The sequence below is a fragment of the Adhaeretor mobilis genome, from assembly GCF_007741515.1.
GTDB lineage: Bacteria > Planctomycetota > Planctomycetia > Pirellulales > Lacipirellulaceae > Adhaeretor > Adhaeretor mobilis.
Genome location: NZ_CP036263.1, coordinates 1,020,607 through 1,040,005, shown reverse-complemented (window position 1 = coordinate 1,040,005; position 19,399 = coordinate 1,020,607). Strand labels below are relative to the sequence as shown.

The window sequence follows — 19,399 nt, the reverse complement described above, 5'->3', positions numbered from 1 at the left end:
CCTGTTAGCCACTAACGGAATGCAGCAGGTCGTACCAAACGCGGTGTGGGCACCGCAGCGAAATGATTCGATTATCAAGCCCATCAACAACGAGCCATCACCCTCATGAGGACTTCGAAGTCATGGTGGAAAGCCACGAGAGACTTCCCAACTTCATAGATATTCGTAAATACATCAACCAAACCCTCAGCCAGATCGAACAACTCCAGCCAGACCGATTCGAACTCACCGAGACGCCCCTGTGGCGCAGTGGCCGGCCCTGCGGCATGAGCTTCTGCCTGCATGGACCACGGGCCGTTCGCTTGACGGCAGTTTGGGAGACCGACGGCAACACGATTCTGTTTTATGGTTCGCAGGGTGAACGGGTGCAACGGACGCATCTCGCTGCCGCCCCTGCGATTGAAGACTGCATAGCCAGTGCCGCTTGAGCGATTGGTCGCAAATGAATTGCAGCAATAAAGCGGCCAAGCGATTGCAATGCAAGCTCCGAAACGATATTTGAGTTTTCCCAACAAGCTCAAAGAAGTGGGCTTGTTAGGAAGCGCCGCAACGATATACTGAACACTCGTACACAAATGTACGTGCTATCAGTTAGCAAGATACTAACTACCCGTCACGGGAAAACATGGAGGTTTCCAATAGTGCTAGTACTTTCGAGAAAAGAATCCCAACGTATTCGCCTCGGCGACGACATTGTCATCACGGTCGTTCGCCTAGCGGGCGACAAAGTTCGCCTAGGTATCGATGCCCCACGAGAAATGCTAGTCCTGCGGGACGAGCTTGAACCACTCGAGCCGCCAATTAGTAAGCAGTTGACCCAAGCAGCTGCCACGTTGCCTGCCACAGTCATGCCTGCCACGGGGCTTCCTCAAACAGGGTTTACTCAAATTGATGCCAGCTGCGGAAGCGTTTGTTGTGTGACTAGTAATTGAGCAGGTCCATTGTTTTAGGCGAAGCTGATTAAGTCACAAAGACGAATTCTTGTAATTGATAAGAGCAAACAAAAAGCCGCTCAAGCATGGGGCTTGAGCGGCTTTTCGATTCAGAGTGACTGTTTCAGAATTACGTTTTGGAATCAGTCGCGAGGACGTACAGCACCGGTAAGGCCGCTGTAGTCGGCACGATCTTCCTCGTGCCATAGAGGTTGACCCATGCGTACACGTTCAGCTAACACGTCCAACTTTTCACGTGAACCGGCGGGAGCCTGGGTTGCACCGAAATCGTCGTCCGAGCGGGGAGCAAAATCTTCGTCGTGCCCGTATTTCAGGATGGCTTCGAACACGTTCTTGAGCTTGAGGTCTGGCATAACAAATTCTCTCTAAAAAAAGAACACTGCTGTCATCGCGGCGTTCTCGATCTCTTGCCGTCCTTCACGTCACACGAACTGCCGAAGTTCGTGCCGGGATGGCGAAACGTAGTATCCAAGCCGAGACAGGTCGGCGAAAAAACGCTCATCGATGCCGAGCGATAGGAGAGGGCTGCTTATTTTCAGCACGCCTTCTCTGCTTCTCTGCAAAGAATCGGGGAAGTTCTTCCGGGCTTGGGTGTGGACTTGTCAATAAGGGATTATTGCAAGCTGGGAGGTGAAGTCAAGTTTTTTCCCGAGGGAAATCCAGCTTTTAGACGCTCCCTCACTTGACACGCGGAATCTATTCCGACTGGCGTCTCTAGTTGGGGTTTGCCGCCAAAGTGGAAAGCATCACACACATCGCAAACCGCCTGTCTTGACACCCCTCTACTGCTATCAGATAAGATTCTCCCTATGGCTTGGCATCAACATACCGTTCAGCTTGCTCCACGAAGTCGTGGGTTTCATCTGATCACTCAAGACATTGTCGAGGCAGTTCCCGAACTTGCCGCCATGAAGGTAGGCATACTGCAACTGTTCCTTCAGCACACCTCCGCCTCGCTCTCGATCAATGAAAATGCAGACCCGGATGTGCCGCTCGACCTGGAATCCTCGTTGTCGGCGATCGCGCCGGAGAATTTCCCGCATCGCCACACGTGCGAAGGCCCCGACGATATGCCGGCCCACGTGAAGTCGTCGCTGCTGGGCTGCTCGCTCTCGATCCCAATTACCAACGGTCGGCTGAATCTGGGCACATGGCAAGGAATTTATCTGTGCGAGCACCGCAATCGGGCTACATCTCGAAAAATCGTCTTAACTCTTTGGGGCGAGTAATGCATTTCGCCGCGGGGCTTGCCCCGTGCTGGTAGTGCTCAAAGCGCGGAGCAAGCTCAGCGGCTAAGTGTTGGTCGCGTTGTCGTGCGAGTCGCTGGGCGCGTAGCTAGGTGAAATATCCTGCGGTTCCTCGATTTGCTCCCCGCTGAGCCCCAACCAGCGCCCAAGCTTTTGTGTGGCCTGGCTGATCGCTCGACCACTGAGGAGTTCCTCGGTGATGGTGGTTTTCTCCGTGGAGAAGTTCTCCCAGAGCGCGGAGATGTACGGGCCGCTGACTTCGGCAAGTGTTGTGTAGTAGCCTTGGTTGTGGATATCCGCAAGCGCCGTTGAGTAATGGTCGAGCACGTGTCGATCAAACAGGTTGCCTGCCACGCGCACCGTGGAGAGCGCCCCGCGACCCACGTTGGCAATTTTCCCCAGCGAGTGCAACGTCACGGCACTGGAGAGTTCCAGCAGGCTTACCTCTTCAGTAGCGGCGAGCTGCTGCATTTCCTCCCACATTCGGGTGATCTCGCTTTGCGGCAACGCTTTGGTGAGATCAATTTCGCCGGCTGCGGTTGTCGTTTGATTGAGCGTTTCGCGCAGGCCTTCCAAAGAAAGCGGTGGCGTGTCGAACGCTTCCGAGGCAGTCTTAGAAGTACGACCCAACGCATCAAGCAAGTCGCTCGTGCTATCGATGGTCGATTGCTCGTCGATAATGCCTTCGCGCCGCAGCTCCTCGGCCAGCTCTTTCAAATAGGTTTGCGATCCGTGGGCCACATCGCTGACCACCGCCAGCACCATGAGCGGCGACAAATGCAATGTGGCCAGCCCTGCCATTTCCACGAAGTTGCCAACCGTCTTGCGTGCTACATAGTTTTCAACTCTTGGGTTCTCAACCCGCGGCTTCGCGCCTTCTGCCCCCCCCTCCTCTTCTTCTTTTTTTACTCCACCGACATCTTCCGTGAGGAAGTCGAGCGTTTGCTGCACGAGTACTGAGTAGGTGGTGCTATCGCGAATCGCTTGCGGCACGAGTAAGCCGGTAGATTCGCGCACCGCTCCGCCGACAGCACCCACCGAAGAGCGCACGGCCCGCTCCGGCAAGCTGAGCGTGTAGAGCAGGTAGTTGCGCACCTCGTCGGTCGGCGGCGGAGCCGCATCAGGTGCGATATGTTGGTCAGGTGGTTGGGAAGGTATGGTCATAATTGAGTCGGGTGTCGTCAGGAGGCAGTTCTCAATTACAGAGCGTTTTGCAGGCTACACTGCCCACCGCGCCCTGCCGACTGCCCACTAGAAAAAAGGATGGACGTCCATCATTCGAGCCAGTCAGGGCAATCCCTTGAACCTGGCCGTTCGTCGGCCCTTGAGAACCGCGTTCGCGATCACTGCTACTTTGTGCTTGCACGGCAACTCCCGGGGAACGATGTCGATACCAACGGACGAGCTGTTCAAGTTGCCTTGCGAACACGTTTCGCAGCCCGCCGCAGTCGCTCCAAAAAGCCGCCGTCGAACTTGTGCCATTGTACGCAATTTGGAAGTGTGTTCAGCAACGATTTTTGGCCACCTGTGTTTCGCACACGGGTTTCGAGGTGAAATGTTTCACGCAGAGACGCAGGGGCGCAGAGGTTTTACTGGAGAGCGGCTAGCACCGACACTCCGGCCTCAGGAAGTTGTTTTCGCCTGTTCGCAGACAGGCCGCGTGTCGGTGTGAAGTGGCAACACCGAAGGCGGACGAAGTGTCGGTGCTAGCCGTTGGGTGACCTGCCTGCCTTCAAGCGATTTCAGAACTCCCCAACTGGAATGGTGGCATTGAGACTCTATGCTTGGCACGCACTTTGCTGATAGGCATATCATGGTTCTCTTCATCAGGTTGGCGGCTGATGGGTGAGACGCTGGGAACGAAGGTGTTTCTAGCGTTTCTAGGAATCTCAACAGTTCATCATTTCCCCCTACCCTAGCCGCACATTCCCGTCGCCCTGCCGACTCATTGAGCACGCCCTGTAGTAGTACTGGGCAGTCCATGCTCAACCCACCTGTGAAACTTAGTATCTGCTGAGATGCGGAAGATCGCACCGTAGCAATCTAGAACGAAATGCGTACTCCACGCATTTGGCTTTTGTGTTCATTTTTGATGCCCGTTTTTCTTCAACCGGATTAGGAATCATGAGACTACGACACACGCTTACATCTTTCGGGATTTTGGCCTTAGTAGCCATGCTGGGAACGCTGGCAAACGCTGTCACATTCAAGGACATCGCCCATGACAGTGACAGCTCCGATTGGGTTGGTGTTTCGATTGCCGATAGCGATGCGGGCTTTGTGGATGTCACGAAAACACCGATCACCAACAACAACAACAACGAGACCTTCTATCTCCGTGACACATTCCACGGGAGCCTATCGCTGGACCTGCTCACCGTGAACGATCTTGATGAGGGCACTGCCACCGGCTTCGACATTCTCGGCTTGGGCCTGATTGGTCAAGATGCAGTCTTGCAGAACGACTTCCCGTTCACCTCATCTATTGGCTTAGGTGGGGATTTGCTCAACGATGGTCCGGGAATGACCCGTGACTTCTTTGGGCATGGAGCCGCCCTGCTCAATCCTCTTGCCAATTGACCTACCCTACGTCTAAATCAAGTACACACAGGATGTCACAAATGTGAGCAACGGTACTCGCCGTAGGGAGGACTGCGAAGTCGCCGATGGTCGAGAACAGCGCCTTTCGCCCTCATCGGTGCTAGTCGTCGGGAATGCTTGAGGTGATCTCTGGGACAGACGATGAGGGGGGCTAACCCAGTTCGGCTAGGACTTGGTAGACTAGTCTCCCTCGCGACATCTCTCAGATCTCAGCACGCAGCGATCCTGTCGAATATGTTCTCCCTCTATCTGCAAGCCTTTGAGCACTACCAGCCGTTGGGGAAACGCGTTTTGCATGTGCTCACCACGCTGCCGGCGGAAGTGCAGCAAGACTTTTTGAGTGATACTCGGTTCACTGTCTCGCTGGACAACTTTGTTCCGGGCGAGGGCTCAACGGTGTTCATGGCGGTTCCAGGAGGTACTGGCGTTGGTAGTCGTAGCGTGGTGCTCCGGCCGCGACTCTCTGAGTGCGACGAAGCGTTTGCTCACTACGTTATCGCGCATGAATTTGCCCATGCTTACTTGCGAAATGGACCGTGGGGTGACATTTCTGACGTAGAAAATGCCGCAGATGCGTTGGCAGCCGCTTGGGGATTCGCTCAGCCAGCGAATCCTCCGTGGGTCGGTCGGTGACTAGCTCTACTTCAATTGCCTTTGCTACGATCACCGTTTCTTGAGGCATCGTGTGAGCGTTCGGTCCAGTGAATTGGCAAACGTTTGAATGTCCTGTTTAGTAAGCGGGCTAGGGCCGCGGGTCTCGACGCCTGCCGAGCGGAATTGCTCCATTAAGTCGCGTGATGCTAGACGGTCGTGCACGCTGTTGTCGTCTAACAACTCGCCGCGTACGCCGATCGCAATGGCTGATTTTTCTACGACGCGAGCGGCAAGCGGAATGTCGCCCGTGATCACGACATCCCCGGGCGCAAGCATCTCGACGATTTTGTCGTCCGCGACGTCAGCCCCCTCGGGGACGGTAATCAAACGGATTAACGCCGAGGAGGGAACTCGCATAGACTGGTTCGCTACGAGCGTGAGTTCGACTTTTAGACGGCGGGCCGTTCGGTAGAGAATTTCTTTGATCGGTGCAGGGCAAGCATCGGCATCGACCCAGATCTGAAATGTATTGCTCGTAGTACTCATAGGGCGTTTGCCGATTGAAGATATCGCGTCGCGCTGTTGCCAGACCTATCGCCTAGACCTGTTGCCTAAAACTTGCGTGTCAGGGAAATTCGTTTCCTGGGAACATCGACTTCCAGAACTTTCACCTTCACGAGATCGCCGACGGCAACAATTTCGTTCGGATCACTCACGTATTCATTGGACAGCTGGGAGATGTGGATGAGCGCATCCTGATGCACGCCAATGTCTGTAAATGCACCGAAGTGCGTGACGTTGGTAATCACTCCTTCGAGGATCATATTGGGCTTCAAGTCTGCCATGGTATTGACGCTCTCGTCGAATTTCACGACTCGAAATTGGCTGCGCGGGTCACGCCCCGGCTTGCCTAGCTCCGAAATAATGTCAACGATCGTCGGCATGCCAAACTGGGCGTCGACATAATCCTCTGGCTTGAGTGTTTCGCTGAGGGTCGCATTGCCGACAAGCGTTTTGGAATTGGTTTTCAGTTGCTTGGCCATGCGGCTTACAATCGGATAGCTTTCTGGATGCACGGCTGAGTTATCTAGCGGCTGGTCGCCATCCCTAATGCGAAGAAAGCCAGCCGCTTGTTGAAATGCTTTTTTGCCCAGCTTGGCAACCGACGTCAACTGCTGGCGATTGGCAAACCGGCCGTTACTGTTGCGGTGCTCGACAATGTTCTCTGCAAGTCGTGGCCCGATGCCGGCCACATACGAGAGGAGTGGGACGCTCGCCATGTTCAAGTCGACACCCACTTGATTGACGCACGACTCGACGACGCGGTCTAGGCACTTGCGGAGCTTGGCTTGATTGACATCGTGCTGGTATTGCCCCACGCCAATTGACTTGGGATCGGATTTGACTAATTCGGCGAGTGGATCCTGCAGTCGTCGAGCGATACTGATTGCCCCGCGGACGGTGATGTCCAGGTCGGGGAACTCTCGAGCGGCCAGTTCGCTGGCTGAGTAGATCGAGGCTCCCGATTCGCTCACCATGACCTTGGTAATATCAAGCTGATGGTCTTTGAGGAGGTCTCCCACAAAGGCATCTGTCTCTCGCGAAGCGGTACCGTTGCCGATGGCAATCAGTTCGACCTTGTGTTTTTCAATCAGCGCGAGCAGGGTTTTGCCTGCTGCTGCGACATCGCTCTTGGGCGGCGTTGGGTAGATGGCGGTGTTGGCCAAAAACTTGCCGGTGCCATCAACTACCGCCACTTTGCAGCCGGTACGAAAACCGGGATCAATCCCCAAGGTAACACGCGGCCCGGCTGGCGCTGCCAGTAGGAGCTCTCGCAAGTTTTTGCCAAATACTCCGATGGCCTGTTCATCGGCTTCTTCTTTCAACGTTTGCAAAACCGTGGATTCGGTTGCTGGTAGCAGCAGTCGCTCGTAGCAATCTTCGACGGTAGCAGTGAGATCGCTGTAGAACTCGAATTGACGGTTGTGGACGAGGCGTCGCCGAAGCTCGGCAAGCTCACGTGTGCCTTCTAGTTGCAAGCTCACTCGCAAGACGCCCTCGGCAACGCCTCGCATCATGGCGAGGAGTCGGTGTGAGGGAATTCTTCGCACTGCCTCTTGGTGATCGAGGTACAACTCGAACTTTTCCGCTTCTGCCTTCTTCCCTCGTTTGACCTTCGAGGCAATTTTGCCATAAGTCCTGGCTTGCTCGACCATCCAATCGCGGGTTTCGGCGTTTTCTGACCACTGTTCAGCGATAATGTCCAGCGCACCCTGCAAGGCTGACTGAGTGTCGGGGACCTCTTTGGCCGGGTCGACGTAGGGCTGCAGCGTTGCTTGTTTCGACTGATTGAGTTTTTCTTGTTTGAGCAGCAAGTCGGCCAGTGGCTGAAGCCCCTGCTCGCGCGCGATGGTAGCGCGAGTGCGTCGCTTGGGTTTGAATGGCAGGTAAATGCTCTCCAGCGTTCGCAGGTCGCCACAGCTCTGGATTTGAGAACGCAAGGCGTCGGTCAGGAGGCCTTGTTCGCTGATGGTCTTGAGTACCGTCGTCTTGCGAGCGTTCAAGGCCTTCATGTGTTCGAGTGCATCTTCAATCGCACGGAGAGCGATCTCATCGAGTCCTTGGGTCGCTTCCTTGCGATAGCGGGCAATAAACGGGATGGTATTTCCCGAGTCCAGGAGCTCGACCGCGGCAATCACTTGGCGGAGCGGTAGCCCTAGTTCTGTGGCAATATTCTGGGGGACCTCTGTGGATCCCGACTCAGCGGTCTTCTTGTTTGGCATGGATGCATTTTTACTCAGTATCGCCGCGAGGGGTAGGTCCACCGTTCTGCGCATTGACTTCTTTTATCGGAGGGGCCAATCCAAACATTTCGTGTAGGCGATGTCTGGCGCCGGTGACAAGTCGGCCATCGTAAGCGACAATTGGCGATATTCACAGCAAACAGACGGGTGTGGATGCGAATTCCTCTGGGGGCTCGACGCACTTCGGCTACAACAATTTTTTAGCATGACGCGAAATGCTTGATAAATCACAGCCAACCATTGAGAGTCGTTTTGAAGGTTGCTTGCTTGGCCTTGCGGTTGGAGATGCGCTCGGTGCACCGTTTGAAGGTATGTCGGCCGACGACATTGCTCAACGGTATCCAAGTGCCCAAGACTTGATCGAGAATCCGCCTCCTGAGGAGCTGTGCTACACCGACGACACACAGATGGCGATCGGCGTTGCTGAAACTCTAGTGAAGTGCGGCAGAATCAACGAGAGAGAACTCTGCAAACGATTTGTGGCCAACTATTCCCCAGAACGGGGCTATGGGGCTGGGGCAAAGATCGTTCTGGAAGCGATGGTGGACGAGCGTGATCACAAGGTGCTTGCTGCGAATCATTTTCCCGGCGGTTCGTTCGGGAATGGCGCTGCCATGCGTGTCGCTCCGGTTGGCCTCATGTTTAGGCACGACCATGAACGGCTGTGGCGAGAGGCAAGACTCTCGGCCTTGCCGACTCACGTGCATCCCTTGGGGATCGAGGGGGCTCAGCTCCTTGCCTTGGCTGTAGGGATTGCGTCAACGATAGAAGCTTTCGATCGAGATGATTTCTTCGCGAGTCTGGCAGAGAAGTGCCAGTCGCAAGACTATACGGATCCGCTTCGCAAAGCTTCGCTACTTTCTGATGTCGGGGCATCTGATGTCCGGGATCTGGCACTCTTTGGTAATGGCATCGAAGCAACATCCTCAGTCGTAACCGCAATAGCGGCTTTCGCAATGTCGCCAAACTCCTACGACGCGACCATCGGTAACGCGATTCTCTTGGGTGGAGATACCGACACAATCGCAGCCATGGCCGGAGCCATTAGCGGGGCCTACTTAGGAATCACCGCGATCCCTTTCCACTTGCTTGAGCATCTAGAAGATCAAGAGCAAGGCGCAAGCTACTTACAGATACTAGCGAGCAAGCTTCGTGCGGCTCATGAGAAGATTGCGAAGGCTGTCGCGTAAAGGCTTGATTTCTCGGCGTGGGCAACAAGGAAAGCGTCGGCAAGTATGGAATCGGTCTAACAACGCCCGCTGATGTAAATGTTGTTTTCTAGGATTTGGATTTGCACGTTGCGGAGCCCCTCGGTCGGCATGTGGTTGAGGCCGGTTCCGGCAAGCGGCGAGGGGGCTGCTGCTCCGCCTGCCAGTTTGGGGGCGATGAAAGCGTGGACTTCGTCGATTGCTTGGGCATCGAATAGTGAACCCAGGAGCTGAGCGCCCCCCTCGACCAGTATGTTCGTCCACTGACGGCGGCCCATTTCTTGCAGCATGTTATTGAGGCGTGTGGCGTGCTCCTCGCCTGCAACAGCCCATACATCGACTCCGTTTGCTTCCAATGCTGTGCGCCGTTCCGCCGGTGCTTTGCTACTGCAAACAACCACGATCGGCGCTTGATCAACCGTGTGCACGAGTTGACTTTCCAACGGCAAGCTCGCTTGGCTATCAAGCACAACGCGCGTTGGCGTTCTCGCGCCAACGGGACGTGCGGTGAGTAGCGGATCGTCAACAAGTGCTGTTTGTCGCCCAACGACAATCGCATCCATGCGGCCGCGTAGTTCATGGACGACGGCTCGCGACTGTTCGTTGCTGATCCACTGACTGCTACCGGTCCGTGTGGCCAGCTTGCCGTCGAGAGTCATGGCCCATTTGGCAATGACCCAAGGTTGGCCAGTTGTTTGAAGCTTTGCAAACGGGGCGATCAACTCCTCGGCCTGCTCGCTTAGTACACCTTCATCGACTTCTATCCCTGCGTCTCGCAGTGCCGAAACCCCGCCACCGGAGACTTGCGGGTTAGGATCGGCCGCACCGATGACGACACGCTTCATACCAGCGTCGATGAGCGCTTCGGTACAGGGTGGCGTCTTTCCTGTGTGACAGCACGGTTCGAGCGTGACATAGGCGATCGCCCCACGGGCTGCGTCGCCAGCGTCCTTCAGGGCAGCACGCTCCGCATGCGGGCCGCCAAACTGGGCGTGCCAGCCTTGGCCGACGACCTTGTCACCTTGAACGACTACGCAACCCACCAGGGGATTGGGCTCGACATGGCCCAAGCCCTGCTGGGCTAGTTCTAGCGCCCGTGCCATGTGTTGTCGGTCAGACGAGCCTGCTTGATCTGAGTCAGCAGGCATGGTTAGGGCGTCCAGATGGCGGACTTGGCCTGTGCGGGATCGGATTGCGCGGGCGCGGCTGCCGCTGCTTCGCCGCCTGGCGTCCACAGGCCACCTGCCTGACTTTCCTGCGGTAGGGCGGTCGGGTGTTGCGAGGCTTGCATTTCCTCGGGTGGGACTAGCCCTGCTGAGTACAGCAATTTGTAGACGGCTTCCGCCACGCCGGCCTCGTTAATGTGCTTCTCGCGAATATGGTTGAGCGATTGCTGTAGGCCCTCCGCATCACTGCGCTCGATCTGCAGCTCTAACTCCAGCAACGCCCATTCTGCTGCAGACTCTCCTGAAGCCTCAGTCCACTTGGTGGCTTTGCGAACCCACTCAAGCGCTCGATCCGGCGCAGGTTCGGCACGAATCAACTGCCGATAGGCGCTCGCTAGGTCGACACCCTCTTCAACTGTATCGCGTCCGACCAATTCTTCAGCGACACGCAATGTTGCCAAGTTGGCACCGCCCATGACGGTGCGGTTCAGGAGCTTCTGCAATTGCAGATCGCCAAGTCCCGACAACTCAAGGCGTGTGAGACGAACTAGCGGCAACTGATTGAGCTGCTCCTGTTCGCAGGTAACGGGATCGTGCCCCGGCAAGTTGAGTTTGTCGCGTAGCTGAGCGAAGAGGTCGAACTCCGAAGGATCGGCAGCAGCTTGCTCGACGATCAACACGCTACCCAATAAAGGCAGACGAGCAGCTTCGTCGTTGGCAGCTTCTAGTGGGCTCTTGCCGTCTAATGCGCCGCGGGGGGCGGCGACCCAATCTTCCAGAATTGCGTGTTGGCGACGCTTAGCGAGCAACGCGCGACGATGTGCGGAAGGCGTGTCGTCCGGCAACCTCCAGCGCCAGCTAAGGGCTTCCTCAGCGGCCGGTTTCTCAGCAACCACTTCCGTATCGGATTGGGCCTGGCAAGCATCTCCAAGGATGTCGACAACCAGAGTCTCAACCTCTTGGAAATGTTCTCCACGGTCAGTCGTGAGCTCGATCTGTGCATCCCGGTCGGTGCGTTTTCCGTAAAGGGAGAGGAATGCAAGCACGTTCGGTGCATCCTCGATCGCCAGGTCGACGCCTGTAGAAGGAACAGGTCGATCGAGTAGCACGTAGCTTTCGCGTGGATGAGCCGCTTCGCCCAAGGATTGGGGATCGAGCTCGTAATGTTCCGTCTGTTTGTGCGCGGCAAGCCGCTCGGCAGCAAGGTCGTCGTCTCCTACGGGATATGTCACCCGCACCGTTTCGAGTTTTGGTTCGTCGAGATCAGGATCGACTAGTTGTGCAAGAGCTTCCGCCTCGACTGCTTCGTCGGTCGGAGCTCCTGCTGCTGTGGTCGCCAGCTGGGCAAAATGGTGCATGCCGCTAGCAAATTGAGCCGCATCGCCCAGCCAGCCGCGAACAACCGCTAAGTTGTAAGCCACATCAGGGTGCTGCTTTGCTTGCTCGGCGAGTTTCACGTACTCTGCTTCCGCGCGTCGCCACAAACCGCGGCGCGCTAGCTGGCCCGCTTCCTCAAAGACAGCGCTCCAGGGAGGTTGATCAGTTGACGGCTGGTCAGACAGTTCGTGCAAGTAGAGGGTGTCTCGAAGTAATAACGGCAATCCGCCCTGGAGATTCATGCGCAACAACAGGTCGATCGCCCGGTTGTCTTCGTCTGGCGACATCCCTGCATAGAGGATCAGATGCCCCCGTGCGGCAATCAAGTCGCCAGTGATTAGCAATGCGTGCCCCACGGCTCCGATTGCCTCGAACACGCGTTGGGGCATCTGACGATCGGGTACGCGATCGAGCGCCTCTTGCAATGCCCCCACGGCTGCTGCCGTTTCGCCTTTCGCGGCCGCCATGATGGCTGCTTGGCCGTAGGCGGAAGGATTGTCAGGGTGGGTTAGCAAATAGACCTGGATCGTAGATTGTGCATCTTCCAGCTGGTCGAGCCCCATCTCGATCGACGCCTTGAGATCGAGAAGCGATGCACGCTCTGGCTGCTTGTCTAACAAGTGCTCAACGTGTTTGAGTGCTGCGTGCGGTTGTTCGCCAGAAACCAGTTTCTCAATCTTCTGGATTTCGTGCGCCAAGTCCGAACAGCAAAACTTGAGCTTCTTGCCGCTACCGCAGGGGCACGGTGAATATTGGTCAATGGCCATGGAAAAGTAGACCTGTCTTTGTTGGGTGAGAGCGCTGCTAGGTGAAGGCGCTGCTATGTTTGTGCTCGTGGCAACTGCCTTGAAATCAGGCATCTGGCTCACGACAAGTAGTGTACGTTGAGCCGCTCATTCTAACACAGCGACCGAAGGCCGACGAGACGCTGCGTTTGCGAGGTAGGAGAACTGACTTGGCGATCTCGTGAGATTTCGACCAAGCATCAGCAACCGGGCCACTTTTCTTGACTTCTAGAGCCTATCCTGAGATGCTGAAGCATTCTCAATAACTAGGCGAGGCTTAGCTCGCGAGCTGGTAAGCGTAAAAAGATCGCTACAACGAAGCCGAATTTGAGCTTGATTCCTTAGTCGCCTCGTGGCTCCTTCGGGATGACCTCATTGAGAGCTACCGATCCGAAGACTCGCGTCGCAAGCGGCGGAGTTTGGCATGCAACTCGGCATGAGGTCCATGCTTGATCGAGTGACGATCTTCCTCAATGCTGGAGCTCGCCGTATTGCCGGTTGCAGGGCTTTCGACTCTCTCAGCGGCGGTGGGCGAGCCGACGGGTTGCTCAGTGGCAATCGTTCGCGAATCAGGCTCGTCTGCGGAATCACTCTGTGGCCAGTCGCCCTGGTCCCGGTCCTGGTCACCATCAAGACCACCATCATCGTGAACGCTAGCCTCCATGGAGCTCCAGTCTATGTGAGCTTCCGGCGAGGCTTTTCCACCGAAAAATCGCCCGAGCGGACTGGTGAGAATTGCTGGAAGCAGCAGCAAGTCGCCTACGAGAGCGGTCCCCAGCATCGTGATCATGAGGTAACCAAACTGTTGCGTCGGCGTGAATGAACTCGTGGCGAACACGGCCAGCCCCAGCCCACCAATGAGCGTGGTTTGCAACATGGCTGTAGCGCACCGTTCGTAAGCAAGCACAGCCGACTGTTTGCGATCGAGCCCCTGCGCAACTCCGCGCCGGAACCACGTGAGGAAGTGAACCGTATCGTCCACTGCTACGCCAAGGGCGACGCTGGCAGTCATCATGATGCCGATGTCCACCTTAATGCCCAGCCAGCCAAGCGCGCCAAACACCATGACGATTGGGAAAACATTGGGAATCATCGAGATGAGCCCCGCCATGGGGCTGCGCAACACCACCATCATGACGCCCGCAATCAGCAAGGTTGCCCAACCAATGCTTTCGCGTAAGCTCTTGAGCAGCTGCCGCTGTGTCTTATAGACGACAGGTACCATGCCGGTGAATACAGCGCGGATGGGACGTGGCAGGTCGGTTTTCAAAAGCGGCTTCGCTGCCGAAATGCTAGCCGATTGGCTGAGAAGCGGTGAATTACTAACGTCGATAATCGGGAGCCCGCCGGCGGCCATCTGCCGCGCTGTGGGATCGCTGCCTGCAGACACAAGGATCAATGCGTCGTATTCCTCCATGAGCCGGTTGATGGCGGCATCGCGATAGGCGTTGTCTTCTTCTGCGCTGCCACGCCCGGGTCTGTCGAATTTTGCCAAGTTGAACGAGATCACGCCACCGCGACCAGCATCCGCCCCGCTGGAGAGCAATAGCTCTCTGAGCACCGCTTCCTGGGAATCTTTGGTGAGCTTGGTATCCTCTTCATTGGAGCGATAGAGCATGACGAACTTGCTGCCGCGAATCGATTTCTCGCGTTTGGCAAGTTCGCGAACAATGACATCACGCTGGTCGAGAGCAAACAGTACGGGATCGACCGCCTTTTTGAGATCATTGACGAACAGTCCGTAATCGACACCTTCGTCCCCATCGGACAGCGCTGCCACGCGAGCGCTCACTCTCCAGAGTTCGCGATCGATGACCTGGTTGCCCGCGGCGTCCGTGGTAGGCGATTTCTCAAAGCGGAGGTAGTCGCCGTTGCGAAGCTCGTCGCGAAGGTCTGTCAGGCGGCGATTCGTCGTTGAGTCGACCGACCCGTCCAATACAGCCAAGCCCGAATTACTTTGTTTTGGTGCAAACGTTGCAAGCGAAAGCGAGCGACTCACTTCGTCCAGAGCTTCGATACGCTCTTGAATCATGCGCGTGAGTGCGATGCGATCCACCATGGTCAGACGATACTGCATTCCATCAGCATCAGGCGCTTCCCCCGGTTCGGCGGTGCGTTCCTCAGGAATCGTGAGCACGACTTCCATCGGCACAAGATTGCCAAGATTCTCTTCCAACCACGCGTAGTCGTGAATGAGATCGGCATCCTCATCCAGCAGCTTGAGCAGCTGCACCGAAGTGCCAATTTTGGTCATGCCAAAGCCCACACCGGCCATCACGGCCAGCCACATAGCGACTACGGCAACATTGTGATTGATCACCACCCCGAAGACACGTTGGGCCCAGCTGGGCAAGTGCCCACCATGCTTGCCGCCCGATTGACGTCGGACCAAGTCGTCGCTGATCGGGAAGCGATGCAAGAACACTGGTAGCACCGTAAAGAGCACACCGACCGTACCTAACACGGCGATGCCACTGAACATGCCGAATTTCTTGATCGGTAGGATGTCGCTCGTGTAGAGAGAACCAAGTCCGACAGCGGTGGTGAGAGCTGCCAGCAGGCAAGGTCCCCACCCCATTTTCACAGCAGACTCAGCGGCACCATGAAGTCCTGCTTCGCGGCGTGCATCGCGGTAGTAATTGACCGTGTGAATCGCCCCGGAAAGTCCCAGCACGTAGACCACCGCAGGCATCGACATGAGAATCGCGTCGACTGTGCCCAGCCTCGCTTTAGGCATACCAAAGAGCCACACCTCTGCGATACCAAAGTAGAACACAATCGCTAGGCTCATGCCTGCACTAATCACGCCCACGGTGAACACAATACTTGTAAGCTTGATGCTGCGGAAGCACCAATAGGAGAGCAGCAAGCCCACGATTCCGGAAAGACCAGCTAGCCGAATGAGGGTGCGTTCGCCCTCGATATCAATTTGAATGTTGTCTACGGGCGGCCCGCCCATCCGGATCTGCTCTTCAGGGATCGCGCAATCGTTGACGAGCGTTGCGGTAATGCCCTCGATTGCTTGGCGCATCGTACGATTGTCGCGAGTCGCTTCCGAGGAGAGGAAGACCACTGCGCAGGTGGTTCGCGATTCGTTGCCAAGTTTCTTGCCCGATGCGTCGACCTTTTTCGGGCCAACGAGAGCTCCTTCAAGACGCTTGCAAGCTATGCCGTAGGGAATACCTGCGTCGGGGCCCGACATTTGGTCCAAAACGCTTGGCCCGGTGAGTACACTTTCATACCAAAAGGGCCGTTCGGCCATTTTGCTGTGCGGATCGGCGACATCAATGGCTTCTTTTCTGGCGAGCAGCTTCTTCACGAAGAAGTTAAGCTTCTCTGGATTGCCAAGAGTGCAACCATCCCAGCTCACCAGGGCAAATTGTTGGCCCACAAAGTGGTCGCGAAACCACCGCAGATCAACCGACTCCGAGTAATTACTCGGGAGCCAATCGGCTGCATTGTTGTTGTTGCTTTCGATTGCCAACCGCGCACCACGAGGCATGAGCGCCACAAGGAACGCTACGGCCATTGCAATGAGAAAGTAATTGGGCTGACCCAGCGTCTTACGAGCCAGGAACGACGGTTGCTTCATCTGTGGAAACGCGGTTGCGCCTGTGAGAAGCAGCCGAAGAGGGACACCCTGCCCACATAGGGCTGGGGCATCGACCTGCTATCGCGAGATACCCAACAAGCCTCCATGACCTGCTGGCACGATTTCCGTGCTGCTCTAAAGTCAAGGCTAGCGGGAATTGAGTACTGAGTCTACGCCGACTCAGCAGAGTAGGCGAGGTGGGAAGGCGCTATTCGGGGCCCCAAGTTGCCGGTCGTAGCGATTGCCGAGGCTCTACGAGCCGAGCTTGCCCCCCCTGCTCAGGGAGTTGCCGGTGTCTGCGTGGCACCACCCTAGCTTACCAGTAGCTTTCCAACCCAAACGAGGTTCCCATGTAAACGCTATCACCCGACTCAGCAATCGGCAAGTTGGCCGATTGAATAAAGTTGAGTTGTTGCGGTGCTAGCGCGATGGAGTCGATCCAAAGCAGCTCTATACCTGCACGAATTGAGAGGTTCGGTCGCAAGTGCCAGCGTCCGATGAGCCTCGCCTCGCCGACAGTAGAAAGTGTGTCCTCCTCGCCGTTGGCTTGGTTGGATGCGACGGCCCCCACATTGAACAGCGAATTCGTATCCATGGCGTTCCAATAGCCGCCGATCTTGCCTAGTACTTCCAGACTCCAACGATCGCGTTCTATGGCTGCAGTACCACCAACTTGTGTGCCGAGCAGGTTGTTATCAGTCGTCACAAAGTATTTGCCGTCTTCCGTCAGGCCACCTCCTGCTGGAATGTCGTTTGCAGTCCAGTCGAGTGCTTCGCGGTGGTTGATAAATCTGAGGCCAGCAAGGTAGGAGTAGGTCACTGAATTATGGGCTTTGCGAACCCATTGACCGCTGGGCTGCATTTCCATGCGATCTCGTGACATGCGCTGCTTGACGTGATAGTTCCATTCAAAGCTATCCATATGACTCTCGTACACAAACCGCATGTCCGAAGCCCCGTCGAACGAAGTGTTCAGGCGGTCGATGAAATTGCTCACTTGCAAACCGGCAGTTGCATTCTGACCTGCCGCAACTCTGGCCTCTTGATTCCAATGCCCGTCGCCCCACCAGCTAAACTCTGTGGTGTGGTCGCGATTGGCCTCATCCCTGAAGAGAAATCTACCTAGAGTCAGGCGAAAGGTACCATCGGCTCCTGGTTTGTTACCATCAATATTCAAGTCGTTTCCTGCGCGAATGCCGTTTAAACCAGGTGCGCCTTGAAGTAACGTTGCATCGGTAGCCAAGAGCAGGCCCTTGCGCTCCCACGTGCGATTGAGAATCACCATGTCAGCCTGGGCGTACCAGAAGCCGCGGCGAAGCCAGGTGCCGGTGCTTTCCAGCAATGCTGGTTCGCAGCCATACTCTCGCATGTTTGCGCCAGGAACGAATGGTGCGATGGCGTCGTCTTCCGTAGAGCTGCCGCTCGTGCTAAAAGGTGACAGCTCGTTGGTTGGTGCTGGTATCACGTCCGGTGTGAGCGGACCAGAATCAAGCTGCCCATCGAAAGGCACTTCTGAATCGGAGAGTTCGAGCCCCGGTGGCAGGGCCTCGAGCGGCATTTCTTCCCCGCTCTGGGCCAGCGCCTGGCAGGCAGCCAAACTAAAGGTCGTTATAATCGCGAATGCAATGTTGTTTTTCACTGGTCTATTTCCCCTCACAACGGGTTTCCCCCCACGGCGCAGATTACGCCGGTGGCTTCAAAGGGATTCATCGTCCTCAGTGAGCCCGCGGTATAGGAATAACCAGCAGATTCCGTAAATTCGTAGTAATCCAACCAAGCGGCAAACTCATCGCCAGGCCATAAACTCAACGAATTTCGCCCAAAACCCCTGAAGAGTTCTCGCTCACTCCGATACCTAACTGCCAACTTCTACTCCCAATCAACGAGAAATCCGCGGCGAAAAGCCCTATACTGCCGGTCGCCAGGGCATGCCCAGTTTCCCCTGGTTCGATCACTTCCCGTAGATGGCCTCCTTCAAGTGGCCCCCATTAGAAGGCAAATACCTATGCCCAACCCGTTGAAATCGATTATCGATGCTGGCACTAAACTGTGGCTTGACTCCGTGGACCCCGATCTCGTGCTATCCAATCGCGCACAGGGAGCCACCGGAGCGACGTCCAACCCAATTATTATTAGCAATCTCATCAAGACCGGCCGTTACGACCAGCAGTTGGCGAAACAGCTTTCCGGTGATAGCACTAACGAAGTAGCGGCTTGGGCGCTGACCGACCAAGTGGTTTCCGCGGCCCAAGAAGTCTTCCATCCCGTTTGGAAAGAAACTGGCGGCAATGATGGCTACGTGAGCTTCGAGCTCGATCCACTTCTAGAAGACCCGAAGCAGGATTTGCCCCATGACGAGCGAGTCTCGCAATACATCGAACTGGGCACCAAGTGGTCCCAAGGGCACGACAATCGCATGATTAAAGTACCGGCAACGCCCGCCGGGCTCGCAGCGTTGGAGGAACTAGCAACACGCGGGGTGACGCTCAACGTCACGCTGATCTTCACGCAGCAACAATATGAACAGGCACGCGACGCCATCTGGCGGGGCGCACAACGGCGTGATTCGCTCGACGGCTTTAAGAGCGTGTACAGCATTTTCATTTCTCGCGTAGATGTGTACACCCAACAGCAAGTGCCCGATCTATCTAGCAACGCCCAAGGACAGGTCGGCTTAGTGAACGTCAAACAGATGTGGCAAGCCAACGAAGCATTCTGGTCAAAGAACCCGACGCCACTTGAGCAGGAGATTGTATTCGCAAGCACAGGGGCCAAACTCGACGGCGACCCCGCATGGAAGTACGTAGCAGCACTTGTGGGCAGCGGCATTCAAACCAATCCGCCCGCGACCAACGAAGCGGTTGCGGAGAGCGGTATGGACTTCCCCCGCACAGTCGATCAAATGCCCGAGAAGGCAATCGTGGAAGAAATCGCGGCGAAAGTAGATCTCGACCAGCTACAAGAAACGCTGATGCGCGAAGGCGTGCAGAAGTTCGTCGATCCGCAACAAGCGCTGTTAGCATTGGTTGCTGAGAAACGCAAAAGTGGGGCCGAGGTTTAGGAATCTCTTGC

Annotated in this window: 15 protein-coding genes; 7 read left to right on the top strand and 8 right to left on the bottom strand. The window is 56.1% G+C overall.

Translation table 11 applies throughout. The features are described from left to right. The first annotated feature begins 62 nt into the window (after positions 1 to 62). Together HG15A2_RS04060 and HG15A2_RS04055 are read left to right on the top strand one after the other, a co-directional pair. Entirely contained in the window at positions 63 to 428 is a 366-nt protein-coding gene (locus tag HG15A2_RS04060) for a hypothetical protein (RefSeq protein ID WP_246117873.1), read from the top strand. A gap of 213 nt (positions 429 to 641) precedes the next feature. Then, complete coding sequence (locus HG15A2_RS04055) at positions 642 to 932, top strand: carbon storage regulator (RefSeq protein WP_145058097.1); 291 nt, start codon at positions 642 to 644, stop codon at positions 930 to 932. A gap of 143 nt (positions 933 to 1,075) precedes the next feature. On the opposite strand, the gene HG15A2_RS04050 is transcribed toward HG15A2_RS04055, so the two are convergent. Continuing rightward, positions 1,076 to 1,306: a hypothetical protein gene (locus HG15A2_RS04050; RefSeq protein ID WP_145058095.1), complete on the bottom strand. Its 231-nt coding sequence runs from the start codon at positions 1,304 to 1,306 to the stop codon at positions 1,076 to 1,078. 456 nt (positions 1,307 to 1,762) lie between these two features. On the opposite strand from HG15A2_RS04050, the gene HG15A2_RS04045 reads away from it, so the two are divergent. Further along, entirely contained in the window at positions 1,763 to 2,182 is a 420-nt protein-coding gene (locus HG15A2_RS04045) for a secondary thiamine-phosphate synthase enzyme YjbQ (protein WP_145058093.1), read from the top strand. Positions 2,183 to 2,245: 63 nt separating this feature from the next. On the opposite strand, the gene HG15A2_RS04040 is transcribed toward HG15A2_RS04045, so the two are convergent. Continuing rightward, a complete protein-coding gene (locus tag HG15A2_RS04040; protein ID WP_145058091.1) occupies positions 2,246 to 3,364 on the bottom strand; it encodes a hypothetical protein in 1,119 nt (372 codons plus the stop codon). Positions 3,365 to 4,324: 960 nt separating this feature from the next. Here HG15A2_RS04040 and HG15A2_RS04035 point away from each other — a divergent pair. Together HG15A2_RS04035 and HG15A2_RS04030 are read left to right on the top strand one after the other, a co-directional pair. Beyond that, on the top strand, positions 4,325 to 4,780 hold the full coding sequence (locus HG15A2_RS04035; protein WP_145058089.1) for a hypothetical protein: 456 nt from the start codon (positions 4,325 to 4,327) through the stop codon (positions 4,778 to 4,780). Positions 4,781 to 5,035: 255 nt separating this feature from the next. Continuing rightward, positions 5,036 to 5,434 carry a hypothetical protein gene (locus HG15A2_RS04030; RefSeq protein WP_145058087.1) on the top strand — a complete coding sequence of 133 codons (399 nt, stop codon included), beginning with the start codon at positions 5,036 to 5,038 and terminating at the stop codon, positions 5,432 to 5,434. 30 nt (positions 5,435 to 5,464) lie between these two features. On the opposite strand, the gene HG15A2_RS04025 is transcribed toward HG15A2_RS04030, so the two are convergent. Further along, the gene (locus HG15A2_RS04025) at positions 5,465 to 5,941 is read right to left on the bottom strand and encodes a YaiI/YqxD family protein (protein WP_145058085.1); all 477 of its coding nucleotides are present in this window, start codon (positions 5,939 to 5,941) and stop codon (positions 5,465 to 5,467) included. 65 nt (positions 5,942 to 6,006) lie between these two features. Next, a complete protein-coding gene (locus tag HG15A2_RS04020) occupies positions 6,007 to 8,178 on the bottom strand; it encodes a Tex family protein (RefSeq protein ID WP_145058083.1) in 2,172 nt (723 codons plus the stop codon). Positions 8,179 to 8,414: 236 nt separating this feature from the next. On the opposite strand from HG15A2_RS04020, the gene HG15A2_RS04015 reads away from it, so the two are divergent. Then, a complete protein-coding gene (locus HG15A2_RS04015) occupies positions 8,415 to 9,389 on the top strand; it encodes an ADP-ribosylglycohydrolase family protein (protein WP_145058081.1) in 975 nt (324 codons plus the stop codon). Between the two features lie 56 nt (positions 9,390 to 9,445). Here HG15A2_RS04015 and ribD read toward each other — a convergent pair whose 3' ends face one another. The 4 genes from ribD to HG15A2_RS03995 all read right to left on the bottom strand — a co-directional run bounded on the left by ribD (position 9,446) and on the right by HG15A2_RS03995 (position 17,966). Continuing rightward, on the bottom strand, positions 9,446 to 10,555 hold the full coding sequence (gene ribD / locus HG15A2_RS04010) for a bifunctional diaminohydroxyphosphoribosylaminopyrimidine deaminase/5-amino-6-(5-phosphoribosylamino)uracil reductase RibD (RefSeq protein ID WP_145058080.1): 1,110 nt from the start codon (positions 10,553 to 10,555) through the stop codon (positions 9,446 to 9,448). A gap of 2 nt (positions 10,556 to 10,557) precedes the next feature. After that, on the bottom strand, positions 10,558 to 12,717 hold the full coding sequence (locus HG15A2_RS04005) for an SEC-C domain-containing protein (RefSeq protein ID WP_145058078.1): 2,160 nt from the start codon (positions 12,715 to 12,717) through the stop codon (positions 10,558 to 10,560). A gap of 400 nt (positions 12,718 to 13,117) precedes the next feature. Then, on the bottom strand, positions 13,118 to 16,327 hold the full coding sequence (locus tag HG15A2_RS04000; protein ID WP_145058076.1) for an efflux RND transporter permease subunit: 3,210 nt from the start codon (positions 16,325 to 16,327) through the stop codon (positions 13,118 to 13,120). Between the two features lie 316 nt (positions 16,328 to 16,643). After that, entirely contained in the window at positions 16,644 to 17,966 is a 1,323-nt protein-coding gene (locus tag HG15A2_RS03995) for a BBP7 family outer membrane beta-barrel protein (protein WP_145058074.1), read from the bottom strand. A gap of 366 nt (positions 17,967 to 18,332) precedes the next feature. On the opposite strand from HG15A2_RS03995, the gene HG15A2_RS03990 reads away from it, so the two are divergent. Beyond that, positions 18,333 to 19,388 (top strand): transaldolase family protein, encoded by a 1,056-nt coding sequence (locus HG15A2_RS03990; RefSeq protein WP_145058072.1) that lies wholly within the window; start codon positions 18,333 to 18,335, stop codon positions 19,386 to 19,388. Positions 19,389 to 19,399: the final 11 nt, after the last annotated feature.

Excerpts from the sequence above, each read along its gene's own strand:
- HG15A2_RS04025 (WP_145058085.1), bottom strand. The coding sequence starts at position 5,941 with ATGAGTACTACGAGCAATACATTTCAGATCTGGGTCGATGCCGATGCT.
- ribD (WP_145058080.1), bottom strand. The coding sequence starts at position 10,555 with ATGCCTGCTGACTCAGATCAAGCAGGCTCGTCTGACCGACAACACATG.
- HG15A2_RS04040 (WP_145058091.1), bottom strand. The coding sequence starts at position 3,364 with ATGACCATACCTTCCCAACCACCTGACCAACATATCGCACCTGATGCG.
- HG15A2_RS04035 (WP_145058089.1), top strand. The coding sequence starts at position 4,325 with ATGAGACTACGACACACGCTTACATCTTTCGGGATTTTGGCCTTAGTA.
- HG15A2_RS04005 (WP_145058078.1), bottom strand. The coding sequence starts at position 12,717 with ATGGCCATTGACCAATATTCACCGTGCCCCTGCGGTAGCGGCAAGAAG.
- HG15A2_RS03990 (WP_145058072.1), top strand. The coding sequence starts at position 18,333 with ATGCCCAACCCGTTGAAATCGATTATCGATGCTGGCACTAAACTGTGG.
- HG15A2_RS04030 (WP_145058087.1), top strand. The coding sequence starts at position 5,036 with ATGTTCTCCCTCTATCTGCAAGCCTTTGAGCACTACCAGCCGTTGGGG.
- HG15A2_RS04045 (WP_145058093.1), top strand. The coding sequence starts at position 1,763 with ATGGCTTGGCATCAACATACCGTTCAGCTTGCTCCACGAAGTCGTGGG.
- HG15A2_RS04015 (WP_145058081.1), top strand. The coding sequence starts at position 8,415 with ATGCTTGATAAATCACAGCCAACCATTGAGAGTCGTTTTGAAGGTTGC.
- HG15A2_RS04060 (WP_246117873.1), top strand. The coding sequence starts at position 63 with ATGATTCGATTATCAAGCCCATCAACAACGAGCCATCACCCTCATGAG.
- HG15A2_RS04020 (WP_145058083.1), bottom strand. The coding sequence starts at position 8,178 with ATGCCAAACAAGAAGACCGCTGAGTCGGGATCCACAGAGGTCCCCCAG.
- HG15A2_RS04000 (WP_145058076.1), bottom strand. The coding sequence starts at position 16,327 with ATGAAGCAACCGTCGTTCCTGGCTCGTAAGACGCTGGGTCAGCCCAAT.
- HG15A2_RS04050 (WP_145058095.1), bottom strand. The coding sequence starts at position 1,306 with ATGCCAGACCTCAAGCTCAAGAACGTGTTCGAAGCCATCCTGAAATAC.